The organism is Vibrio sp. SBT000027, from assembly GCF_963894355.1.
Classification (GTDB): Bacteria; Pseudomonadota; Gammaproteobacteria; order Enterobacterales; family Vibrionaceae; genus Vibrio; species Vibrio splendidus.
Map to the genome: position 1 here is coordinate 764,245 of NZ_CAWQGD010000001.1, position 18,342 is coordinate 782,586.

Consider the following 18,342-nt stretch of genomic DNA (forward strand, 5'->3'; position numbering starts at 1 on the left):
GTTCAGTCTATGGACGTTATAACGCACGCAGGAATAAATTAACATGACTAAGCTAAAATTTTCTCACGTCAGTACCGGCTTTATCGCTGTTTTCATTGGTTATGCGAGCGCCGCGGCGATCATTTTCCAAGCGGCAATGAGTGCTGGAGCAACCGAAGAACAAGTGGCGTCATGGTTTTGGGCGTTGGGAATTGGCATGGGCATAACTACTATCCTGCTCTCGTTTCATTACAAGAAGCCTGTGGTTACAGCGTGGTCGACGCCTGGAGCAGCGTTGCTAATCACATCTCTTGAAGGGCTGACAATGAATCAGGCCGTGGCCGTGTTTTTGTTCAGTTCGATGTTGATCACGTTAGTTGGATTAGCGGGGATATTTGAGAAAGTCCTAAAACAGATTCCAACATCGATTGCCTCTGCGATGCTCGCGGGGATTCTATTGCAATTCGGCTTAGGTTTATTCACGTCGTTAATGGAAGAGGTACAAGTCGTAGCGGTCATGCTCGCCGTATTTATTCTGGCGAAAGCGCGGTTAGGAAATTTACTGATCCCAAGCATTTTCATCATCGCATTGGTCATGTGTGTGGGGTTTGGCAAACTCGATGTTAGTCAGGTGACTATGGGATTAACGACCCCAGTGTTCATCACGCCCGATTTTGAGTTCTTTTCGTTGTTCAGTGTCGGTATCCCATTGTTTATAGTGACGATGGCTTCACAGAACTTACCGGGATTTGCGGTTCTAAAAGCGAACGGATACCAAGTCGATTCATCGAAGATCATTACCACCACCGGGGTGACAGGTTTGATCTTCGCACCGTTTGGTGGTTTTACGTATAACCTTGCAGCGATTACGGGCGCTATTTGCATGGGCCCGAATGCGGATAGTAATCCAAAGACACGTTATATGGCGGGGATCTGTATGGGCGGGTTTTACTTGTTAGCTGGTGTGATGGGGATGTCATTTGTGTCGCTGTTTAGCGCCGTACCCTCTGAGATTGTCATTGCGGTTGCTGGCTTAGCGGTGATGCCGACATTGATGAATTGCCTTGCGGTATCAATGGCAGACAGTCATTACCGAGAACCCGCACTGCTTACTTTCTTATTCACTGCTTCTGGGACCAATTTACTGGGAATCGGTAGCGCATTTTGGGGTCTGTGCATCGGGTTGTTTTGTTGCTGGTTACACAATTACAAAGCTAAGTCGCGTGGAGCAAACAAGACTTCGCAAACTTCGTCGTAATGAGATGATGTCCCTAGTGAGCTAGGCCTTAAATTTATCAGTAGTCATCATGGTGCTCTGAACTTGGTACAAATATTCAGTTCGAACCAGCCTTAGGTTGTGATTGAGATAGTATTTTGCTACAAAACGCGCATAATCTCGCTATACAACATTTAAAGAAGAAATTACTTATGACTACCTTTCAATACTATTTTCATCAACTGCCTTGCTTCGACTGTAAAAAAACGACGGTAAGTACTGATCTTGGTTGGTTAACGCCTGCGATGAAAGAAGATGTGATAGCTCAACTGACAGCAACGCTTGCGCAAGGTGAGATTACACCTGATCTTTCAGCAAACGTGGTATGTACTAAAGAGGAAGCTCGTGAGTACCTATTGCTTAACTTCTTCGGTTATTCAGAAGAAGAGCTAGCAAGCGAAATTGAAGCGGATGATGAGAAAGAAGTCGCGGATGAAATCGCAGAGCTACTGGAAGAAGGCGAAGACACCATCACCTTCGAACATGAAATTGCTCTTCAGTGCTGTGCAGGTTGTGACGTTGTTGAAGACGAGTCAAACTAAACTCTTGTATTAAGGTTATTAAACCAAGTACTTGTAATAAAGTCAGTATGTTCATCATACCCATATGATGTTCAAATGATTAAAGGCGTTAGCGAATTGAAGTTCGCTAACGCCTTTTTTGTATCTCTACTTCTTATCTCTAAGCTGCATTAGATCCTATGATATTTTGCTTTCTATAATGCCTTGCTCACTAAGTTGCGAAAGGATCTCCGCAGTTTTATCGCGGAATAGATCTCTTAATAAGCGAACAGTCGGGGTGATGGATTGACGACTTGGGCATACTAACCACAGCTCTGTGGGTGTTGGTTTAAATTCAGGCATGACTTTAACCACTTCGCTTGAAAGCAGATGACGTGACATGTCTAGGCAAGATTTTATTGCCACTCCTTTACCTGCGATACACCAACGTCTTACAAGGTCTGCGTCGTTCGAAGCGCGATTTCCTTTTAGTTTCACTTTATGATCTTGAGTGCCATCGTTGAATATCCACTCGTCTTGCAATATGTCATGAAGTTGGTAGAGCAGACCATTGTGTTGAGTTAAGTCACTAGGGTGTTTTGGTGTTCCCATTTCAGCCAAGTATTCAGGGGCCGCACACATTATTCTGGGTACATCGCATATCTTGAAACCATACATGTTGGCATCAGTCGGGGAGCCATAACGCAACGCCATATCAACAGAATCACGGTAAAAATCGATATTGCTATCGCTGATGCTAGTACGTAGTGCGGCGTTAGGATATTCCAGTAAAAACTCATCAAGCCAAGGTGTGATTAGGTTTCGCCCTAGATCAGAAGAAAGCGCGATGCGAATTTCACCGTCAACAATACCAAGCTCTTCGCGCATGTTGAGCTTCGCTTGCTCCAACATCTTTAAGGCTTGTTCGCATTCCGGTAAATAACGCTCGCCTGCTGAAGAGAGCCTTAGGTGGCGTGTGGTTCTGACAAACAATTCAGCACCTAACGCGGCTTCAACACGTTTAACGGCAGCACTGGCAGTGGCCGTTCGCATGTCTAGGTTGGTGGCTGCTGCAGTGATACTACGAAACTCTGCCACTTTCAAAATGACCTGTAAGTCTTCAAGAAGCATGTTGTCTACCTGTATTGAATTATGTTCTAAACATGGCGTTGGAATATTTCCCCATCACAATCTGCAGATGGGTTATCTCTAATTATCGCTTCTAAGTTAGCTTCAAACACTTAATTGTCAAAACTAATTTGATAATAATTCAAATATGAGGCTGTTTTTCATTAGTAATTTTCTCACTATCATTTCCCCTATCGACAACGTAGCGCAGTACACACTGTATGAACGAAGCCTACGATCTAGGGGGACAAGATGACTAAGAAAATCATAATGGGTGTAACGGATTTGTCGTTCCACCGTACGACCGCATCATTGGTTGCCAATGTATTGAAATTCATGGGTTTTGAGGTAGAGCGTATTCTCTCTCCACATCAGGAGAACTTTGAAAAGCTGAAAACAGGCGAAGTGGATTTGCTTTCTTCTGCGTGGTTGCCATCAAGTCACGGTATCTACAAAGCGGATGTTGAAGAAGTTGAACCGCTTATCGAGCTTGGGCTTCATTATGAACCTTATGCGTTGTGGGGCGTACCAGACTATGTGCCTGAAGAAGCGGTTTCTGAAGTCTCTGATTTATTAAAAGCCGAAGTGGGTGAGAAAATGAACTCGACCATTCAAGGTATCAACCCTGGCGCTGGCATCACACGTTTCTCTATCCAGATGATGAAAGATTATGGCCTGAGCGATGCCGGCTACCAGTTCTTTCCTGGCAGTGAAGACGATTGTTTCAATGCCTTTGAAAGTGCGGTCGCAAACAAAGAGTGGGTGGTAGTGCCACTGTGGAAACCTCAGTTTTTGCACTATCGTTACGATATTCGTGAGCTCAAAGAGCCAAAAGGCCTACTCGGAATTGTTGATAGAGCAGTGCTTCTTTTAAGAGACGACAAGAAGCATCTGTTCAGCGAACAACAGATTCAGAAGTTGGATTCCCTACGCTTCTCAAATGACATCATCGCAGAGCTCGATTACAAAGTTTGCCGTGAAGGTAAACCACAAGATCAAGTGACACATGATTGGTTGATTGAGAAAGGCCTGATTTAACCTCTAAGCCGTTGGCAATGCAGTTAGATGTCTGCATTGCCCAGATAACGGCAACACCATTATCAAAAAATATTTGAGAATCATTCAAATATTAGGCGGTTTATCTAGAGTGAGAATTGACTAAGATTAACTCGTCTAATTCAAGGAGAAAGCACAATGTCAGTACCATCAAAAATGAAAGCTATCGGATTTACTCAATCACTTGCGATTACAGAGCAAGACAGTTTATTTGAGTTTGAAACGAGTCTGCCAGCACTAAAAAATAATGACTTGCTGGTAAAAGTAAGCGCGACTTCGATTAACCCTGCTGACGCAAAAATTCGTATTCGTAATGCCAAAGACAAAACTCTTGATCAGCCAAAAGTGCTGGGCTATGACGCAGTCGGTGAAGTTGTTGGCAAAGGTGCTGACGTCGAAGGCTTCGAAGTCGGTGACCGTGTGTACTATGCGGGTGACGTAACACGTACGGGTGCTAACGCAGAATACCAAGCTGTGGACTACCGTATTACCGCTAAAGCGCCGAAGAGCCTTTCTGATGAAGCTGCAGCCGTTATGCCACTAGCAACGCTTACGGCTTGGGAAGCATTGTTTGACCGCTTGCGTGTTCGTCCTGAAGAGAAAAAGTCTATCCTGATCATTGGTGGAGCAGGCGGTGTTGGTTCGATTACGATTCAACTGGCTAAGCAACTGACCAACCTAAATGTTATCGCAACAGCTTCAAGACCTGAAACTGAACAGTGGGTAAGGGATATGGGGGCGGACTATGTGGTGAACCACCGTAACCTTGTCGAGTCTTTGCGAGAGCAAGGCATTCAACATGTCGACTACATCTTCAATGTTGCTGATACAAAAGGGCACTGGGATGCGATGGTTGAGTTGATCGCACCGCAAGGCATGATCAGTTCGATTGTAGAATTCGATGGAGGAATTGACTTATCAGCGCTGCAAGGCAAATCAGCAGGCTTTGTTTGGGAGCTGATGTTTACACGTTCACTGTTTAACACCGAAGACATCCAGAAGCAGCAAGACATCCTATTCCAAGCAGCGAATCTGATTGATGCGGGCCGTATTAAAACGACGCTAACCTCGACCCTAAATGGCTTTAGTGTGGATACCATTAAGGATGCGCACAAACGTATTGAAAGCAGTGCTTCGATTGGTAAAACAGCCATCAAATACTAATCGCTGATGTTTTAATCCGTCGTTGTTTGAATAGTCGACGGTTTAAAAAGAAGAAGCCCTTGATATCTTGTTGCTCGTCGAAAAGGTATCAGGGGCTTTTGTTTGTTTTCAGTTTAGTCAGCTTCCGGTGATGGGATAGGTTGCGATGTTTTGAAGTGAAGCTGTATTAGGTTTAGTTCAAAAATCGAGGGCTGTTTGTCTGCAATCAATAAGCCGATTTGTTTGATGTCTTGTGCCTTAAGTTCCGGCGCATCGCTCAGTAGCCGACCTCTGAACACCGCTTGAAAATCATTGAAGTGGAACACCTTATTTAGCTGCTGTCCCTTTATGGTATCGAAATCGTGTTTGTATTGAACTCGATTGCCGTCCTTCGATGTTGTAAACCTCAGTTGGTAGGTGCGACCATCACCAATGAATACTAGCTCTGCGCTATCTATAACATGGGCAGGTGATTCAATGGAGCGCTTTACAGAACTGAAACCCCCATTATTTTCTAACGATAGCTCGCCCCTAAATCGACTCATATTATCAAGATAAATGAGCTCGCCTGTTGAGATGCCACCCATTACATCGTCGTTGGTCACTGTCCAGTTTTGATGCTCACTAGCTTGTGTAAAGTCGATCATGTTTGTCCCTGTTGCATCTGCCTTAAGACTTAACGAATGTAGGCTGAGTAGAAGGAATAAAGGTGTGGTTAACCTAAGGAGTAACCGCGTTTTACAATTGGTTCCGTTCATGATTTTCTCCACTGCTCCCCATAGGTTTTGCGTTGTTTACTGATAGCTATGGATAGTTTAAGGAGAGGGTTCAGTTTCAAGCATAGCTAAACAACGCTTGATGAAGTCTTCATAGTTCGATGCTTTGTCGTATTCGATCTTCAATGAGCCGTGGAACATCAGGGTCACCGTAACGTCTCTGTAGCTCAACCAACAGGTGTAACCATCGTAATCGTGCCACGCTACCATCTCGCCCAATTGATATTTACTATCCAACTGCTTACCAGAGGAGCGAATGCTATCGAACACTCTGAGAAACTCTAAAATGGTGATTCTGTTGTCCATGTACCACTCCCGCTGCGCAGTCGATGAAAAATGCTAAGTGCTTGTATTCGAATTAACTACGGTTTGGTTCTGCATTACGATCACAGTGGGGAGTCGGTTGCTCAATCACTGCAGCTGTTTTGCATAAGGGCTAAGACAAACAGAAGAAAGGCGTTAGTAGACTTGAGTTTACTAACGCCTTTTTATTTGGTGTCTTTTTATTGATTGCCTTTTATATTTAGTGTCTTTAGCTGGCTCTATGGAGTTTCAACTCAAACTATCAGTTAGGAATCATAGAGCACAGCGGATGCCTAGAAGTAATGAAACACCGGAGGTTCATGCATTAAGAAGTTTTGATGCGAGATGTTCCAAGCATAAGCGCCTGCTAGAGTGAACACCACATAGTCACCGATATCGACCTGCTCGATATGTTGATTTCGTGCCAAAACATCTTTTGGCGTACAAAGCTGTCCAACCAATGTGGCTGTGGCATGGTTTATCGGATGTGAAATCGTGGGTTGCTGATTACTTTTCACGATTGCAAAAGGGTGGTCATGGCTTTGCGCTGCCGGAGTACGGAAATGATGCGTGCCACCACGGGCAATCACAAAATGTTCGCCAAGATTTTGTTTAATATCCAAGACCTCCATTACGTAATAGCCACAAGGTGCAGAGATGTAGCGGCCACATTCAAAACGCAACTTCCAATCTTGTAAATGTTCCTTGGAAATCAGGAACTCCAATTTGTCGCAAAACTCCATCCAAGGAAAATGTTGTTTAGGGTTTTGGTAATTGATCCCCATGCCACCGCCGAGGTTGATGATCAACTCATCGAGTGAGAACGTTTTTTTCCACTCTTTGACCACTTGGAAATAGCGTTGCATCAAGGCGAGGTGGCGATCAACGTCGAGTTGATGTGACATCAAATGGAAGTGAAAGCCTTTCAGTTTTATTAAGGGGAAATCGCGTAGGTACATCAAGGCATTACTTAACTCACTCTCATCTAGGCCAAACGGGGTTGGCTTTCCTCCCATGGCTAATTTGCTAAGTGTGATGTCACCAATGTCGATGTTCATACGCAGGAAGATCGAAGCAGGTTGATTCAACTTTTGTGTTAAAGAACCAATGCGTTGCAATTCAGTGAGGCTCTCTACATGAATCGCATCAACATCGAGTATAATCGCTTGCTCCAGTTCACTGGGCACTTTCCCCGGGCCACCAAAGATCAGTGATTTGTCGAGTTGTTGCTGGTGGAGGTGTGCAAGCTCTCCGCCTGATGCCGCTTCGAAACCATCAACATAAGGGGCTAAAGTGCGTAATATCGGCGCTGAAGGATTTGCTTTCGCGGCGTAAAATAGCTCTACGTTTTTTGGCAATACATGGCGCATCTGCTTAATATGCTGCTCCAATGCATCGAGATCATAAAGATAAGCACATAATGGTTGCGTTTGTTGCTTGGCCAATTGCTGGATTTCTTGATGGATTGAGGCTGAAAGTTGAGGAGAATTAAGCATGGTGAACTCCTTTTGAATGAGTTGGCCACGGTGCTGCAACTTGGGTGTAACCGGACTCTTTATCGGCATTTTGCATCAAACGTGTTGTGAAGTTATTTTTGCTTGGGAAATGACCATCGTTAAGCAATGCCATTAATTCGGGTTGCTGGCCATTGATAGACTGCCAGCGGACGATAGCGTCTTTTAAAGTTCTCCATAACGTATTCTCAAGTGCCGAGTTACCCTCAGCGATAAAGAAAATGGCCTCGCTGATATTGTTAATGAAGGTGCAATAGCCAATACGGTTCCAGCCTTGCTCACGGCTGTAGTACACCGATTGACGAGCACGCTCTGAAAGTAGCTGAAGTGTTTCTGATGGCCAAAACTCGCGTAGTAGCTTGGTACCTTCTAAGTCTCGAATCCATACACAGCAAGGCATGCCTTTTTCAAATCCAATCAACGTATTTTGTAAGTGCGGTTCAAACGCAACCCCATGTTTGAAGTAGTAGTTAAAGACGCCCGGAATCAAACAATGCAGATAGCGCTCAAACCACAGCGTGGCGACATTGTCATATTGGCTTTGTGTTGTTTGCGCTTTTTGTTTGAGTTGAGTGGCGATGCAGCTGTTCCCGTCTGTATCGTAAGCAAAGAGGGCTCCCGCTAACGTTGGTTGCAAAATATCGGTTTCGCTTAAGGTGAAATTCTCTCGATACAAAATCCCAAACGACTCGCGAGCTTTAATAACATCAGTTTGTTCCTGCTCGGCAACCGACTCTAGATCCAATGTGGTCGCGTAAGGTTCAGTCATTACCTTGAATACAGGATTATGTAACTGTTCACTCTCTTTGATGGGATGCAGAATCGAGGTTAATTGAACGGCACTATCGAGCTCATACCATGCGTTTTTACGTACGCAGTTAGTTAAACGTACATTGATAGAGAACTTAGCAAACCAATCCATATCTGGGTGGTACAGAGTGCGCACGGATGAAGTGGGTAAGAGTTTTTGACCACCTAATCCAAGCGGGATGATTTTGCCTTGTTCAATGGCCGTTTTGACCACTGGATTTTGCAAAAGTGTGTAAACTTCCCAAGGGTGACAAGGGTAAAGCATGGTACCTGCTGAATTGTTTTCATCAGGTGCAAGTTGTTCAAGCATCGTAGTTGGTGAGGTTCGGTTATCTGAACTCAAGACGTCGAGCAACGTAGTGTCGACCTTAAACCAATACAGGGGAACCTTAGCGCCAACCTCAGGGGAACACGCTAGCAGATCATCGATACTGACACCTGAACGACTCTTTGGCGTTGGATGAAAAGTATGTCCCCAAAGTAACGATTGCTCTGATGCGATAAACGCGTTGTGATGCTGAGGTGAGTTGTCTGAGTTTAGGAACTGCTCGGTAATCAACAAACTGTTTTCCATTTGCTCGACCAACTCGTGATTGAATGGAATCGTCAGCATTTCTTTTAGGTAACTGAGTAGAAGCGTCAGGGTTTGAGTTGCGTCCAATTTGCACCAAGCTGCACCGGGCATTTTAGCCCAAGGTGTATCACTGAGCTTTACTTTCCCCAGTTTACTGATGTACTCAACGGGTAAAACCATCAGACCATTTTTCTGAGGTTGATCTTGGTGAGGTAGGTGAATGGCCACGCGTTGGTGAGCGTTGTAGTTTCTTTTCAAAGTTTGAGGCAGAGAGGCAGAACTGTAGCGCCAATTAACCTGTTTCTTTGGTATCGCGTATTCACGTAAGTAACAGTTCACCACGCCCATGATGGTATTGAGTTGGGCTTTTTCTCGGTTTAGCAGTACTTTTTTACGATTTTGAAGAACTTGGTCTTCAGCGTAATACTCACTAGGAGATAATTGATTCTGTAACATGTTGATGTCCAAATTTTGAATGGATGATCAGCGCGATAGCAGCAATGCCACTGACCAACATAGAAAGTATGAAAGGAACCTCAAGCCAGCCCAAGCTTGATATAAAAGACGCGGTCAACCCAGCCGCAACGCCACCCCATTTAGACATAGCGTCAAAGCGCGAAAATACTTTGCCGCTTTGTCGTCGATCAATTTGGTTTGCTAACGCTTGATGCAAGCCGTGATAACAGCAAACCATGCCAAGTCCGAAAACAATACGAGCAATAACCAACACTTCTTGATAAGGAGTGAGATGCATTGCTGCACTGAGTGCAAGCAAACCAAAGCCTAGCCATAAAGTACGCTGCGCTTGATTGCGTTCAAACTGGTGGCGATCAACCCATTCTGAGAACAGATGGACTTTTCCTGCAAAGAGCAGATAAACACCATGTGGGAGGGCATATAAAAACCCAATCCACGCTTGGCTTGTCACGCCATATTGCTGCACATAAGGCGAGAAATAGGGGAACGTGACGACCATGGCGAAAGCAAAGCTGAACTGCGCGCCAAACACCCAATAAAGCGTATTTAGCGAGTTGGTTTGGCTGCTTTGAGCTTTATTCGATACCTGATCTTTTACAATCCCTTTAGATTTCGCTAAGTCATCGATGGGTAATGTTAAGGTGATCAATAGCGCGAATAGCGGCAAAGCGGACAACCACAGATACGCGTTCAGCGGGTTTGTTTCTGATAAGCTCCAGCCAAGCCCTATCGGAGCAATAATTAGCGCCAGACGGGCAGAAAGCTGAGTTTTATTGAGTGACTTACCGAGTGATTTCGCATCGTTGATTTGGCTGGATAAGTAGCTGTTTGAGGCGGCCATGGTGCCACCAAAGGTTCCTTGAACGATAAGACCAAACACAAACATTGAGAGATTATCGGCTAAGCCACACAGCGCGAAGCCTGCTGCAAGCCCGAGTTGAGCACGTAATAGAGAGCGACGTCTGCCATATTTATCAGCAAACTGCCCCCAAAAGCGTGCCGCAACGGCAGTGCAAAAGGTCGGCAAAATGAACAGTACCCCCGCCCAGTCCGAAGTAATGTTTGCATCCAGTGTTGGCAATACCATTGGCAAAAACAGCGGCATTCCTAAGGCTGCAAACGCGGCGATAAAGTGGCTTAAAAGTACACAATAGATGAGTTTGGTCATGATGGGTTAACTCACACTCTGCTTGATGCTTTCAAGGTAAGCGTGTTGTGCTTCTTCGCTGGTTAGCAATAAAAAGTTCGGTGCTGACAAGCCATAAAATTTATTGATATCGCTTGCACCAGACGCCTCTTTAGACAATAAGCTACCCGAGCTCAATAGATACTTAGCGTATAGGTTGGGTGACTCAAAAAACATCTCGTTTGCGAGCTTGGTGTTGTGTCCTTGTTTGTCCAACTGGCTAAGCTGTTGGGAGAGGCTATTGGCGACCACTTCATACAGATAAGCTGACGTGGCGATTCCTTTCGTCGCCATTGCTTCGACAATCGCGGCAATGTCTAACTGCAAAGTAATCGTGGTAAACATCTGACCAAGAGCAAGCTCGTTATCTACAGTGATACGTTGATCTAAAAGCTGCTCGCACTTTACAGGCGATTGTTGTTCAAACGTTTGGAAACGTTCTGGCCAAATACGCGCTGCGTCGTTGTCTTTCATGGCTAAGGTCATCTTGCCTTGCTCATCGAATGCAATGATGGCGTTTTGTTGGTTGGACTCTAAAGCAATACCGTAACGAATCCACAATGTAAGGTGCACTTTGCAAAGCAGATCAACGTAATCTTTAAACCAAATCAGCGTATCTTGCTGATAATACTGCTCGGCGAGGTGTTCCAAGAACAAACGTTCATCAGGCATTGGACTGGCAAGCGCAGCCACAGGCACCAGTGCTTTGTCTTGGAAGTAATTCGGCGGGTATTCACGCACAATGTAAGCAAAGGTTTTATCGTCACCAACGTGGCCGCCATGTTTCTCATTACAATGGAAAAGCGTGCCGTGTAAATCTTGATCTGTTTGCTCTAAGTGCGTCAACAAACGTTCAAACCAATGCCCATCATAGAGCGTGGAGGGTTTGATTAGGCGAATGTTTTTAGTACCCAAAGATCGCATGATCAGCGGCACCTTGATGTGGATCTGTGGTGCTTGATTCACGACCACAGTGCGCACTGACAGGGTAGGAGTCACCTCAAGACACGCAACCGGCGCTTCAATGACACCGTCAGGAAGTCCATTAAGACTTCTTAGTGTTAATGGGTGTGCGGGGAATAACTCATGGCTAAGAGCAAAATCGGCGGGCAGACCTACTTGCTCCATCGTTGGCCAACATTCTGGTTGTGGACTGGTCAATGTAACGAGTGACTTTTCGATTGCGAGCCAACGAAGTTCAAAGCTTTGTGCAAATTCTGGCGCGAATTGTTCTAGGTCGTGATCGCTTAAACCGAACTTAGCACGTGCTGTCGGGTAGTAAGGGTGGTCAAGATAGGATGCGATTTGATCGGCACGCAATAGCTTTTGCTCCCAACGTTCTAGTTGAGAAATCGGTTGCATTAGTGATTCGGATTGCTGACTGAAGGCACTATCACACAATCCTTTGTGTTTTTCTGCGCATTCGAGTTCTTGCAAATAACCATCTAATAACGAATGCGAGCTTTCGTGAGCACTTGCTTTCAGTAGTTCGATCCAATCTTGATAGTGCTGCTGGGTTTCAACGACACCATTTCTCTCGATGAACCAACCATCACCTTTCGAACCATCTGGTTGCCCGTATACCCAACGCTGCATGTAATAACTCGGAGTAACGGGCAAGTAGAGTGTAAAGTCTGAACCCGCAAAAATAGCCCAAATTTGATTACGAGAATAAGAAGATAGTTTGAGTGTATTTGGTAGCTGAGATTTAAATTGGCTTTGAGAAACTAATCCAAACAAATCTTCACGCAAGCAAGTATCGATTAGTCGCTGAGTGAGGTATAACGCGTTGCCATTCATGCTGTTACCTCGTTTGTTGCTGTTAGATTGAAGCGAGAGATTGCCTGTTGTAGTACGGGTTCTAGAGTTTGACTAGAAGGGGAAACGACCGAAATTCTCGCTAAGTAATCCTTGTTGGAGAAACTTTGTTGGAACGTCTCACCAACCTTTTTAAGCACTTGCTGCTGAGTGACAATATCGCCCTCTTGGTGAATGAAAGAAGTTGATGACCCTTCAATCAAACCGCTTTGTTGAGCAACTACATAGTGCACATGGGCACTGCCATCAATACGAAATGTAGGGTCAAGCTTGTGACCCAAGTGAAGATTTAAGATGGTATTGAACCAATTCCCGCTACTGAGGTTATCAAGTAAAAACTCTCGTCCATCACCAATACTTCGATAGTTGATCTCGACCAGTACCGGCCCCGAATCTGTGATGATGAATTCGCTATGACAGACACCAAACCCCACCCCGAATTCTTGAAGCTGACGTATACATTCATCACGGTAGTGCACGCTGTTAATACCATTCCAACTTGCCGCTGTTTCGATGAAGTAAGGTGGCGCAGAGAGTTCTACATCGAACCCACCAAGCGCGACTAAATTTTCCCCGTCGCCAATGGTTTCGACAGTGATAAGCGGACCTTGTAAAAACGCCTCAACCAAAATGGGAGTCGTAGGGTGCTTTTGCCAAAACGTATCGCAATAGTTATCCAGCTCAGCTGCGGACTCGCAGCGCTGCACGTCTAAACTAGCCACGCCTTCCTTGGGCTTCGCAACGACAGGAAAATCGAAATCGAATACAGGAGCGCTCTCTCGACTTAACAAAACACTTTGAGTATTAGGTAACGATTTTTCGTTGAGAACCTGACGAGTTAAGTATTTGTTTTTCGCCTTAATCGTCACGTTCCAATCTTTAGCGGGTAAACCAAAGAACTGTGCACAGATTGCAGTGGAAGTTTGTAGGTGGTCGCTGTTACTGAAAACAGCATGAGGTTCTAGTTCTTGCTCTGTGATGATTTCGATGAGTTCAAGAGGGTTGAAGACATCGCATTCCAAAATTTCATCGGGATTAAAGCGGTCATCTTCATTTGCCAGTTTTAAGTGGTTGAGTTTGTGGTCTGTGATCAAAATGACGTGGAGACCCATCGCTTTTGCTGTCGGCACGAAGCCGTGAGTGATCGCATCATTCACGACGTGACTCACGATGATTATCGTAGATTTCATGGGGCTTTCCTAATTTCCAAAACGTTGTTGTCGCCTGCTCACAACTCGCTTTCAAGTGCTCTCTTTCGGGGTTAAAAGAAAGAGAATTTTTCTATCTTATTGTTTTTATTGATTCTTATATCATTAGTTGTGTTGCATATTGCAAAGCAAATATAGATCAAAAAATATATATTGCAAATATAAATGATATTTGTTCTTATTCGCAATATTGTTATTTTATAAACTAAAACGGAATTAGAAAATGAACATTAGATTGGCCTTGTCCCCTCTCGCTTTGGCTATTGGAGGTGCATTAACCGCAGTGGCTACCGTGTCGAATGTAATGGCTGCAGAAGAAGTAACGGTGGATGAAACCCTACAAGTTATTGGTCATCAGTACGAAGGTTACGCGGAGCACATGCCTCAGTCAGGTACCAAAACGGATGTCGAATGGTTGGATGTACCGCAGGCAGTATCGGTGGTCACAAAGACGGAAATGGAAGACCGCGGTGCTGTACGTTTGGTGGATGCACTTGATGGTGTCGCAGGGGTTAACAATACCTTGGGTGAGGGAAGCCGAGACCAATTTGTGATTCGTGGTTTTGATGCGCTTAACGACATGTACCGTGATGGTATGCGTGATGACGGGACTCTGCAATCGTACCGAAGCCTAGCGAATATCGAACGTGTCGAAGTGGTAAAGGGCCCTGCAGGCGCACTTTACGGCCGAGGTTCAGCTGGCGGTATCATCAACTTGGTCACCAAGCGTGCTAACGGTGATAATTTCACACACGTCAACGGCAGTGTTGGCAGCAATAATCTTTTTGTTGGTCAGGTTGACAGCTCGATGGCGCTTAGTGACAAGGTTAGTGGTCGTATCAATGTGGAAAGTCGACAGTCTGATTCCTATGTAGATCACGTCGACTCTAATGATTTCTTTATCGCACCCACCATTCGTGTATTACCTGCTGAGGGGCATACCATTGATCTCGATGTAGAATATGCGCACCAAGAGCTAGTGCCATATCGTGGTGTTCCATCTAAAAATGGTAAGCCTGTCGATGTCTCTGAAAGCACATTTTACGGTGGCACGAATGACTATCAAGAGTCAGATAGCATTCGTGTTGGCGTTAATTATGAATGGCTTTTGAACAGTGAATGGGCATGGACGAACCGCGCAGCATACAACCATATCGAGCTTGAGCAAAAGGGTACGCGCCAAGGAACGGTAACTGGGAATGAAGTATCTCAGACTGTAAATAACTTCGGTTACGACCCTCGTACCACGACGACTCTTCAATCTGAGTTAGTTTGGGAAACGGATTCGAACCAAATGATGATCGGTGCGGATTATAATCAGATCAATATCGACTTAACGCTCGCAAGTGATAAAACCTTACCTCCAAAAGATATCTACAACCCTGTAGCAGGCCCAACACCTGATCCGGGTTTCAAACCTTTCCGTGATAACACGACAACGACGACAGGTGTCTACATTCAAGACGTTTACACCTTTGGTGATCTTTCAGTGATCGGCAATGTGCGTTACGACTCGATGGAGCTTGAACAGCAAAAAGCAGGCTCAGCAAAAGAGAATCTAGACGATGACAAAGTGAGCTACCGCGGTGGTTTGGTCTACCGAATCAACAACGATATGTCAGTGTACGCAAGCTTAGCTCGTTCATGGCAATTACCTTACTCAGGTATCTACATCAACCCTAAATTAGCAGAATTCTTCCACACCGATCTAAAAGAAATTGGCGCAAAAGCTTACCTATTAGATAACGCTTTGATGCTGAATGCCGCGGTCTTCCAAATCGATCAAGAACAACCTGAAACCAATATAGACGGAGACGTTGTTAACAAGATCGAAGCTCGTCACCAAGGTATTGAATTAGAAGCTCGCGGTCAGTTTACCGAGCAGTGGGACATTTCTGTAGGCTACAGCTATTTAGACGCGGAGAACAAAGAGACAGGCAAAAAGCCAAACGATGTGTCTGATCATTTGTTCTCTCTTTGGAGCACTTATCAGTTAGATGACAACTGGCGTTTAGGTGGTGGCGTGAAATACGTAGGCGACCGTTACGCGGGTAATGATGAAGCGGTAGCTCTGGGTGACTACACCACGGTTGACTTGATGGCAGCGTACACCACGGGTCGTCACAAAGTTCAAGCGAATGCTTACAACGTGCTTAATGAGAAATACATTCTGGGCGCAACCAACGGCACGTCGGGTACTAACCAGATTGGTTACGGAGCACCAGCCGAATTTATGCTTAGCTACGGCTACCAGTTTTAAAAGCTAATTCAGTTCTAAGAGTTCGTTCATTTCTAAGAGCTAGTTCGACTCTAAAAACGATTGATTTGTTCACTACGAGTGAGTGAACAGTTGGCTTCATTTTGAGGCCGTTTAGCCCATAGGATCAAAGCGCCGAATCGTAAACATGGCCTTTGATCCTAACTTGCCTATTTAGGAGATTTTCATGCCTTACCAGAATTTGGATGGTAAACCCTGTACTCAATCACATCAAAAGTTGCGTCTAAGTGCCCTTGCAATGGCCATCGCTTCAGTGACTTCCATGGGCGCATTTGCCGCGTCAGATCCACAAACGACGACCATGGAAACGGTTGTCGTGACGGGCAGCTTGATCGGTAATTCAGAACTTGAGGATGTGAAAGAGTATCCGGGAGCTCGTACTGTTCTGACTAATGAACAAATTAAAAAGACTGGCGCACTCTCGATTGACTCTGCCTTCCAAAGTGTACCGGGCATTAAGGTTCAAGACGAAACGGGCACCGGTGTTTTGCCTAACATCTCAGTGCGTGGTTTGAAAGCGAGTCGCAGTGGGCACGCTCAATTCCTCATGGATGGTGTTCCTCTGACACTGGCGCCGTATGGTCACACAGGACAATCAATTTTCCCTGCAACGCTGTCGATGCTTGATCGTATTGATATTGTGCGAGGCGGTGCGGCGGTTCAGTACGGACCAAACAACGTCGGTGGTGTGATCAACTTGGTGACCAAGCCTATTCCACATGAGTGGCAAACGGAAATCAGTAATCGCTTTACTGTATTCGAGGATGGCGATACGCCGCTCAACGACTTTTACCTGCGAACGGGTGGTTGGTTGACCGATACGCTGGCACTTCAAGTCGAGGGGAATTTCTTAAAAGGTGAAAGCTTCCGTGAACACTCCGACACAGATGTCAAAAACTTCCAAGCGAAACTGCAATGGTTACTGAGTGATACTCAAGAGCTACAAGCTTTCGTTCAACGTTATGATGCCGACACCCAAATGCCCGGTGCTTTATCGCCAGATGATTATGACAAAGATCGTACTCAGTCGAAGCGTCCATACGATGAATATCAAGGCACTTCAACGCGTTGGAGCCTGAAGTATTTACATGACTTGAATATTGCAGATAGCGCCGAATTAGAAATACTGACGTTTGGCCACCGTTCTGAGCGTTTCTTCCAATGGGGCTTTAACAGCGCTGGCGGTCACTGGGCGGACCCGGCATTACCATCAACCGATATCCGTACGTCACCACGTGAATTTGCTGTTTATGGTGTTGAACCTAAACTCGCGATGTACTTTGACGGAAATACCGTAACGCAAAATGTGATTGTTGGGGCACGCTACGTCAACGAAGATATCGATTACAAGCTGACTCAAACGCCAATTGCTGGTGGTGCTACAACAACCCCACGTGATTGGCACTTAGATACTGACGCTTTTGCTGGTTACATCAGCAATGAAATCGGCCTGTTCAATGACGTACTGAAAGTCACGCCGGGTATTCGTTACGAATCGATTGATATGACGTTTGATGATCTGGGTACAGCACAGAGCACAGACAACAAAGTGACGGAATGGCTGCCTGGCTTAACTTTGGCATACCATCTGACTGAACAATGGGTTGGGTACACCAATGCACAGAAATCTTTGCGTGCACCACAAATTGCTTACATCCGTGGTAAAGGTGAAGAGGGCAGTGAACTAGCGTGGAACTACGAGTTGGGTGCTCGCTACAACCAAGATTCAACCAGCTTTAACATTGCACTTTACCGCATTGATTTTGAAGATCAGCTGCAATGGCAAAGTGCTACCCAAACTTTCGATAACATTGGTAAAACCCTTCACCAAGGTGTTGAGCTCTCTGGTCGTTATATTCCTCAAGCGATGCAAGCTTTGAGTTTGGGCGCTGGCTATAACTACTTAGATGCAACGTTAGAGGAAGAGGGTGCAAACAAAGGTAATCAACTTCCTTATACGTCTAAACATCAATTCAGTTGGGATGCGACTTACGCCTTTAGCAAGGTAGATACGACTTTGTCTGGTTACTACTTCAGCGAGTCTTACTCTGACAATGCGAATACAAGTGCCGAAGATGCAACGGGCGCGACAGGTAAAGTGCCTGCCTACATGGTCTGGAACTTTAACCTAGGTTCGGATTTGTACAAGGATGAAAACAGTAAGCTGCGCATGAACCTTGCGGTGAACAACTTGTTTGATGAGGACTATTACTTCCGCGGTATTGATACCAGCCCCGTTGGTCGTTATCCAGCCCCAGGACGTTCTTACACTTTGGATCTGAATTATCAGTTCTAATACGTAATTTATTGAAAGTA

At 45.2% G+C, this 18,342-nt stretch carries 14 protein-coding genes; 6 read left to right on the forward strand and 8 right to left on the reverse strand.

Annotated features, from left to right (window positions below; genetic code table 11):
• Positions 1-43 precede the first annotated feature (43 nt).
• Together AACU28_RS03255 and AACU28_RS03260 are read left to right on the forward strand one after the other, a co-directional pair.
• Positions 44-1,237 carry a benzoate/H(+) symporter BenE family transporter gene (locus tag AACU28_RS03255; protein ID WP_121602325.1) on the forward strand — a complete coding sequence of 398 codons (1,194 nt, stop codon included), beginning with the start codon at positions 44-46 and terminating at the stop codon, positions 1,235-1,237.
• A 170-nt stretch (positions 1,238-1,407) separates the two neighbouring features.
• A complete protein-coding gene (locus tag AACU28_RS03260) occupies positions 1,408-1,797 on the forward strand; it encodes a hypothetical protein (RefSeq protein WP_017081954.1) in 390 nt (129 codons plus the stop codon).
• A gap of 156 nt (positions 1,798-1,953) precedes the next feature.
• On the opposite strand, the gene AACU28_RS03265 is transcribed toward AACU28_RS03260, so the two are convergent.
• Positions 1,954-2,886 (reverse strand): LysR family transcriptional regulator, encoded by a 933-nt coding sequence (locus tag AACU28_RS03265; protein ID WP_121602326.1) that lies wholly within the window; start codon positions 2,884-2,886, stop codon positions 1,954-1,956.
• A gap of 267 nt (positions 2,887-3,153) precedes the next feature.
• Here AACU28_RS03265 and AACU28_RS03270 point away from each other — a divergent pair, with 267 nt between their 5' ends.
• The gene (locus AACU28_RS03270; protein ID WP_121602327.1) at positions 3,154-3,921 is read left to right on the forward strand and encodes a glycine betaine ABC transporter substrate-binding protein; all 768 of its coding nucleotides are present in this window, start codon (positions 3,154-3,156) and stop codon (positions 3,919-3,921) included.
• Positions 3,922-4,077: 156 nt separating this feature from the next.
• Positions 4,078-5,103: a zinc-binding alcohol dehydrogenase family protein gene (locus tag AACU28_RS03275; protein ID WP_121602328.1), complete on the forward strand. Its 1,026-nt coding sequence runs from the start codon at positions 4,078-4,080 to the stop codon at positions 5,101-5,103.
• A 113-nt stretch (positions 5,104-5,216) separates the two neighbouring features.
• Here the strand turns inward: AACU28_RS03275 and AACU28_RS03280 are convergent, their stop codons facing one another.
• The 7 genes from AACU28_RS03280 to AACU28_RS03310 form a co-directional block, all read right to left on the reverse strand.
• Positions 5,217-5,852, reverse strand: a complete 636-nt coding sequence (locus tag AACU28_RS03280; RefSeq protein WP_121602329.1) for a CIA30 family protein — start codon at positions 5,850-5,852, stop codon at positions 5,217-5,219.
• Between the two features lie 45 nt (positions 5,853-5,897).
• The gene (locus tag AACU28_RS03285; protein WP_121602330.1) at positions 5,898-6,164 is read right to left on the reverse strand and encodes a DUF3081 domain-containing protein; all 267 of its coding nucleotides are present in this window, start codon (positions 6,162-6,164) and stop codon (positions 5,898-5,900) included.
• Positions 6,165-6,454: 290 nt separating this feature from the next.
• Positions 6,455-7,657, reverse strand: a complete 1,203-nt coding sequence (locus tag AACU28_RS03290) for a type III PLP-dependent enzyme (RefSeq protein WP_121602331.1) — start codon at positions 7,655-7,657, stop codon at positions 6,455-6,457.
• Positions 7,650-9,515: an IucA/IucC family protein gene (locus AACU28_RS03295; RefSeq protein ID WP_121602332.1), complete on the reverse strand. Its 1,866-nt coding sequence runs from the start codon at positions 9,513-9,515 to the stop codon at positions 7,650-7,652. Before AACU28_RS03295 ends, AACU28_RS03290 begins: the two co-directional genes overlap by 8 nt.
• Positions 9,490-10,704, reverse strand: a complete 1,215-nt coding sequence (locus AACU28_RS03300; protein ID WP_121602333.1) for an MFS transporter — start codon at positions 10,702-10,704, stop codon at positions 9,490-9,492. Before AACU28_RS03300 ends, AACU28_RS03295 begins: the two co-directional genes overlap by 26 nt.
• Before the next feature lie 6 nt (positions 10,705-10,710).
• A complete protein-coding gene (locus AACU28_RS03305; protein WP_121602334.1) occupies positions 10,711-12,522 on the reverse strand; it encodes an IucA/IucC family protein in 1,812 nt (603 codons plus the stop codon).
• Positions 12,519-13,730, reverse strand: coding sequence for an ATP-grasp domain-containing protein (locus AACU28_RS03310; RefSeq protein ID WP_121602335.1), 1,212 nt, complete (start codon positions 13,728-13,730; stop codon positions 12,519-12,521). The genes AACU28_RS03305 and AACU28_RS03310 overlap by 4 nt, the downstream gene beginning before the upstream one ends.
• A gap of 241 nt (positions 13,731-13,971) precedes the next feature.
• Here AACU28_RS03310 and AACU28_RS03315 point away from each other — a divergent pair, with 241 nt between their 5' ends.
• Positions 13,972-16,008 carry a TonB-dependent receptor gene (locus tag AACU28_RS03315; RefSeq protein ID WP_017081965.1) on the forward strand — a complete coding sequence of 679 codons (2,037 nt, stop codon included), beginning with the start codon at positions 13,972-13,974 and terminating at the stop codon, positions 16,006-16,008.
• Positions 16,009-16,192: 184 nt separating this feature from the next.
• A complete protein-coding gene (locus AACU28_RS03320; RefSeq protein WP_121602336.1) occupies positions 16,193-18,322 on the forward strand; it encodes a TonB-dependent receptor family protein in 2,130 nt (709 codons plus the stop codon).
• Positions 18,323-18,342: the final 20 nt, after the last annotated feature.

Coding starts and splice junctions, on each gene's coding strand:
- AACU28_RS03320 (WP_121602336.1), top strand. CDS start 16,193: ATGCCTTACCAGAATTTGGATGGTAAACCCTGTACTCAATCACATCAA.
- AACU28_RS03285 (WP_121602330.1), bottom strand. CDS start 6,164: ATGGACAACAGAATCACCATTTTAGAGTTTCTCAGAGTGTTCGATAGC.
- AACU28_RS03305 (WP_121602334.1), bottom strand. CDS start 12,522: ATGAATGGCAACGCGTTATACCTCACTCAGCGACTAATCGATACTTGC.
- AACU28_RS03295 (WP_121602332.1), bottom strand. CDS start 9,515: ATGTTACAGAATCAATTATCTCCTAGTGAGTATTACGCTGAAGACCAA.
- AACU28_RS03260 (WP_017081954.1), top strand. CDS start 1,408: ATGACTACCTTTCAATACTATTTTCATCAACTGCCTTGCTTCGACTGT.
- AACU28_RS03270 (WP_121602327.1), top strand. CDS start 3,154: ATGGGTGTAACGGATTTGTCGTTCCACCGTACGACCGCATCATTGGTT.
- AACU28_RS03315 (WP_017081965.1), top strand. CDS start 13,972: ATGAACATTAGATTGGCCTTGTCCCCTCTCGCTTTGGCTATTGGAGGT.
- AACU28_RS03290 (WP_121602331.1), bottom strand. CDS start 7,657: ATGCTTAATTCTCCTCAACTTTCAGCCTCAATCCATCAAGAAATCCAG.
- AACU28_RS03255 (WP_121602325.1), top strand. CDS start 44: ATGACTAAGCTAAAATTTTCTCACGTCAGTACCGGCTTTATCGCTGTT.
- AACU28_RS03265 (WP_121602326.1), bottom strand. CDS start 2,886: ATGCTTCTTGAAGACTTACAGGTCATTTTGAAAGTGGCAGAGTTTCGT.
- AACU28_RS03300 (WP_121602333.1), bottom strand. CDS start 10,704: ATGACCAAACTCATCTATTGTGTACTTTTAAGCCACTTTATCGCCGCG.
- AACU28_RS03310 (WP_121602335.1), bottom strand. CDS start 13,730: ATGAAATCTACGATAATCATCGTGAGTCACGTCGTGAATGATGCGATC.
- AACU28_RS03275 (WP_121602328.1), top strand. CDS start 4,078: ATGTCAGTACCATCAAAAATGAAAGCTATCGGATTTACTCAATCACTT.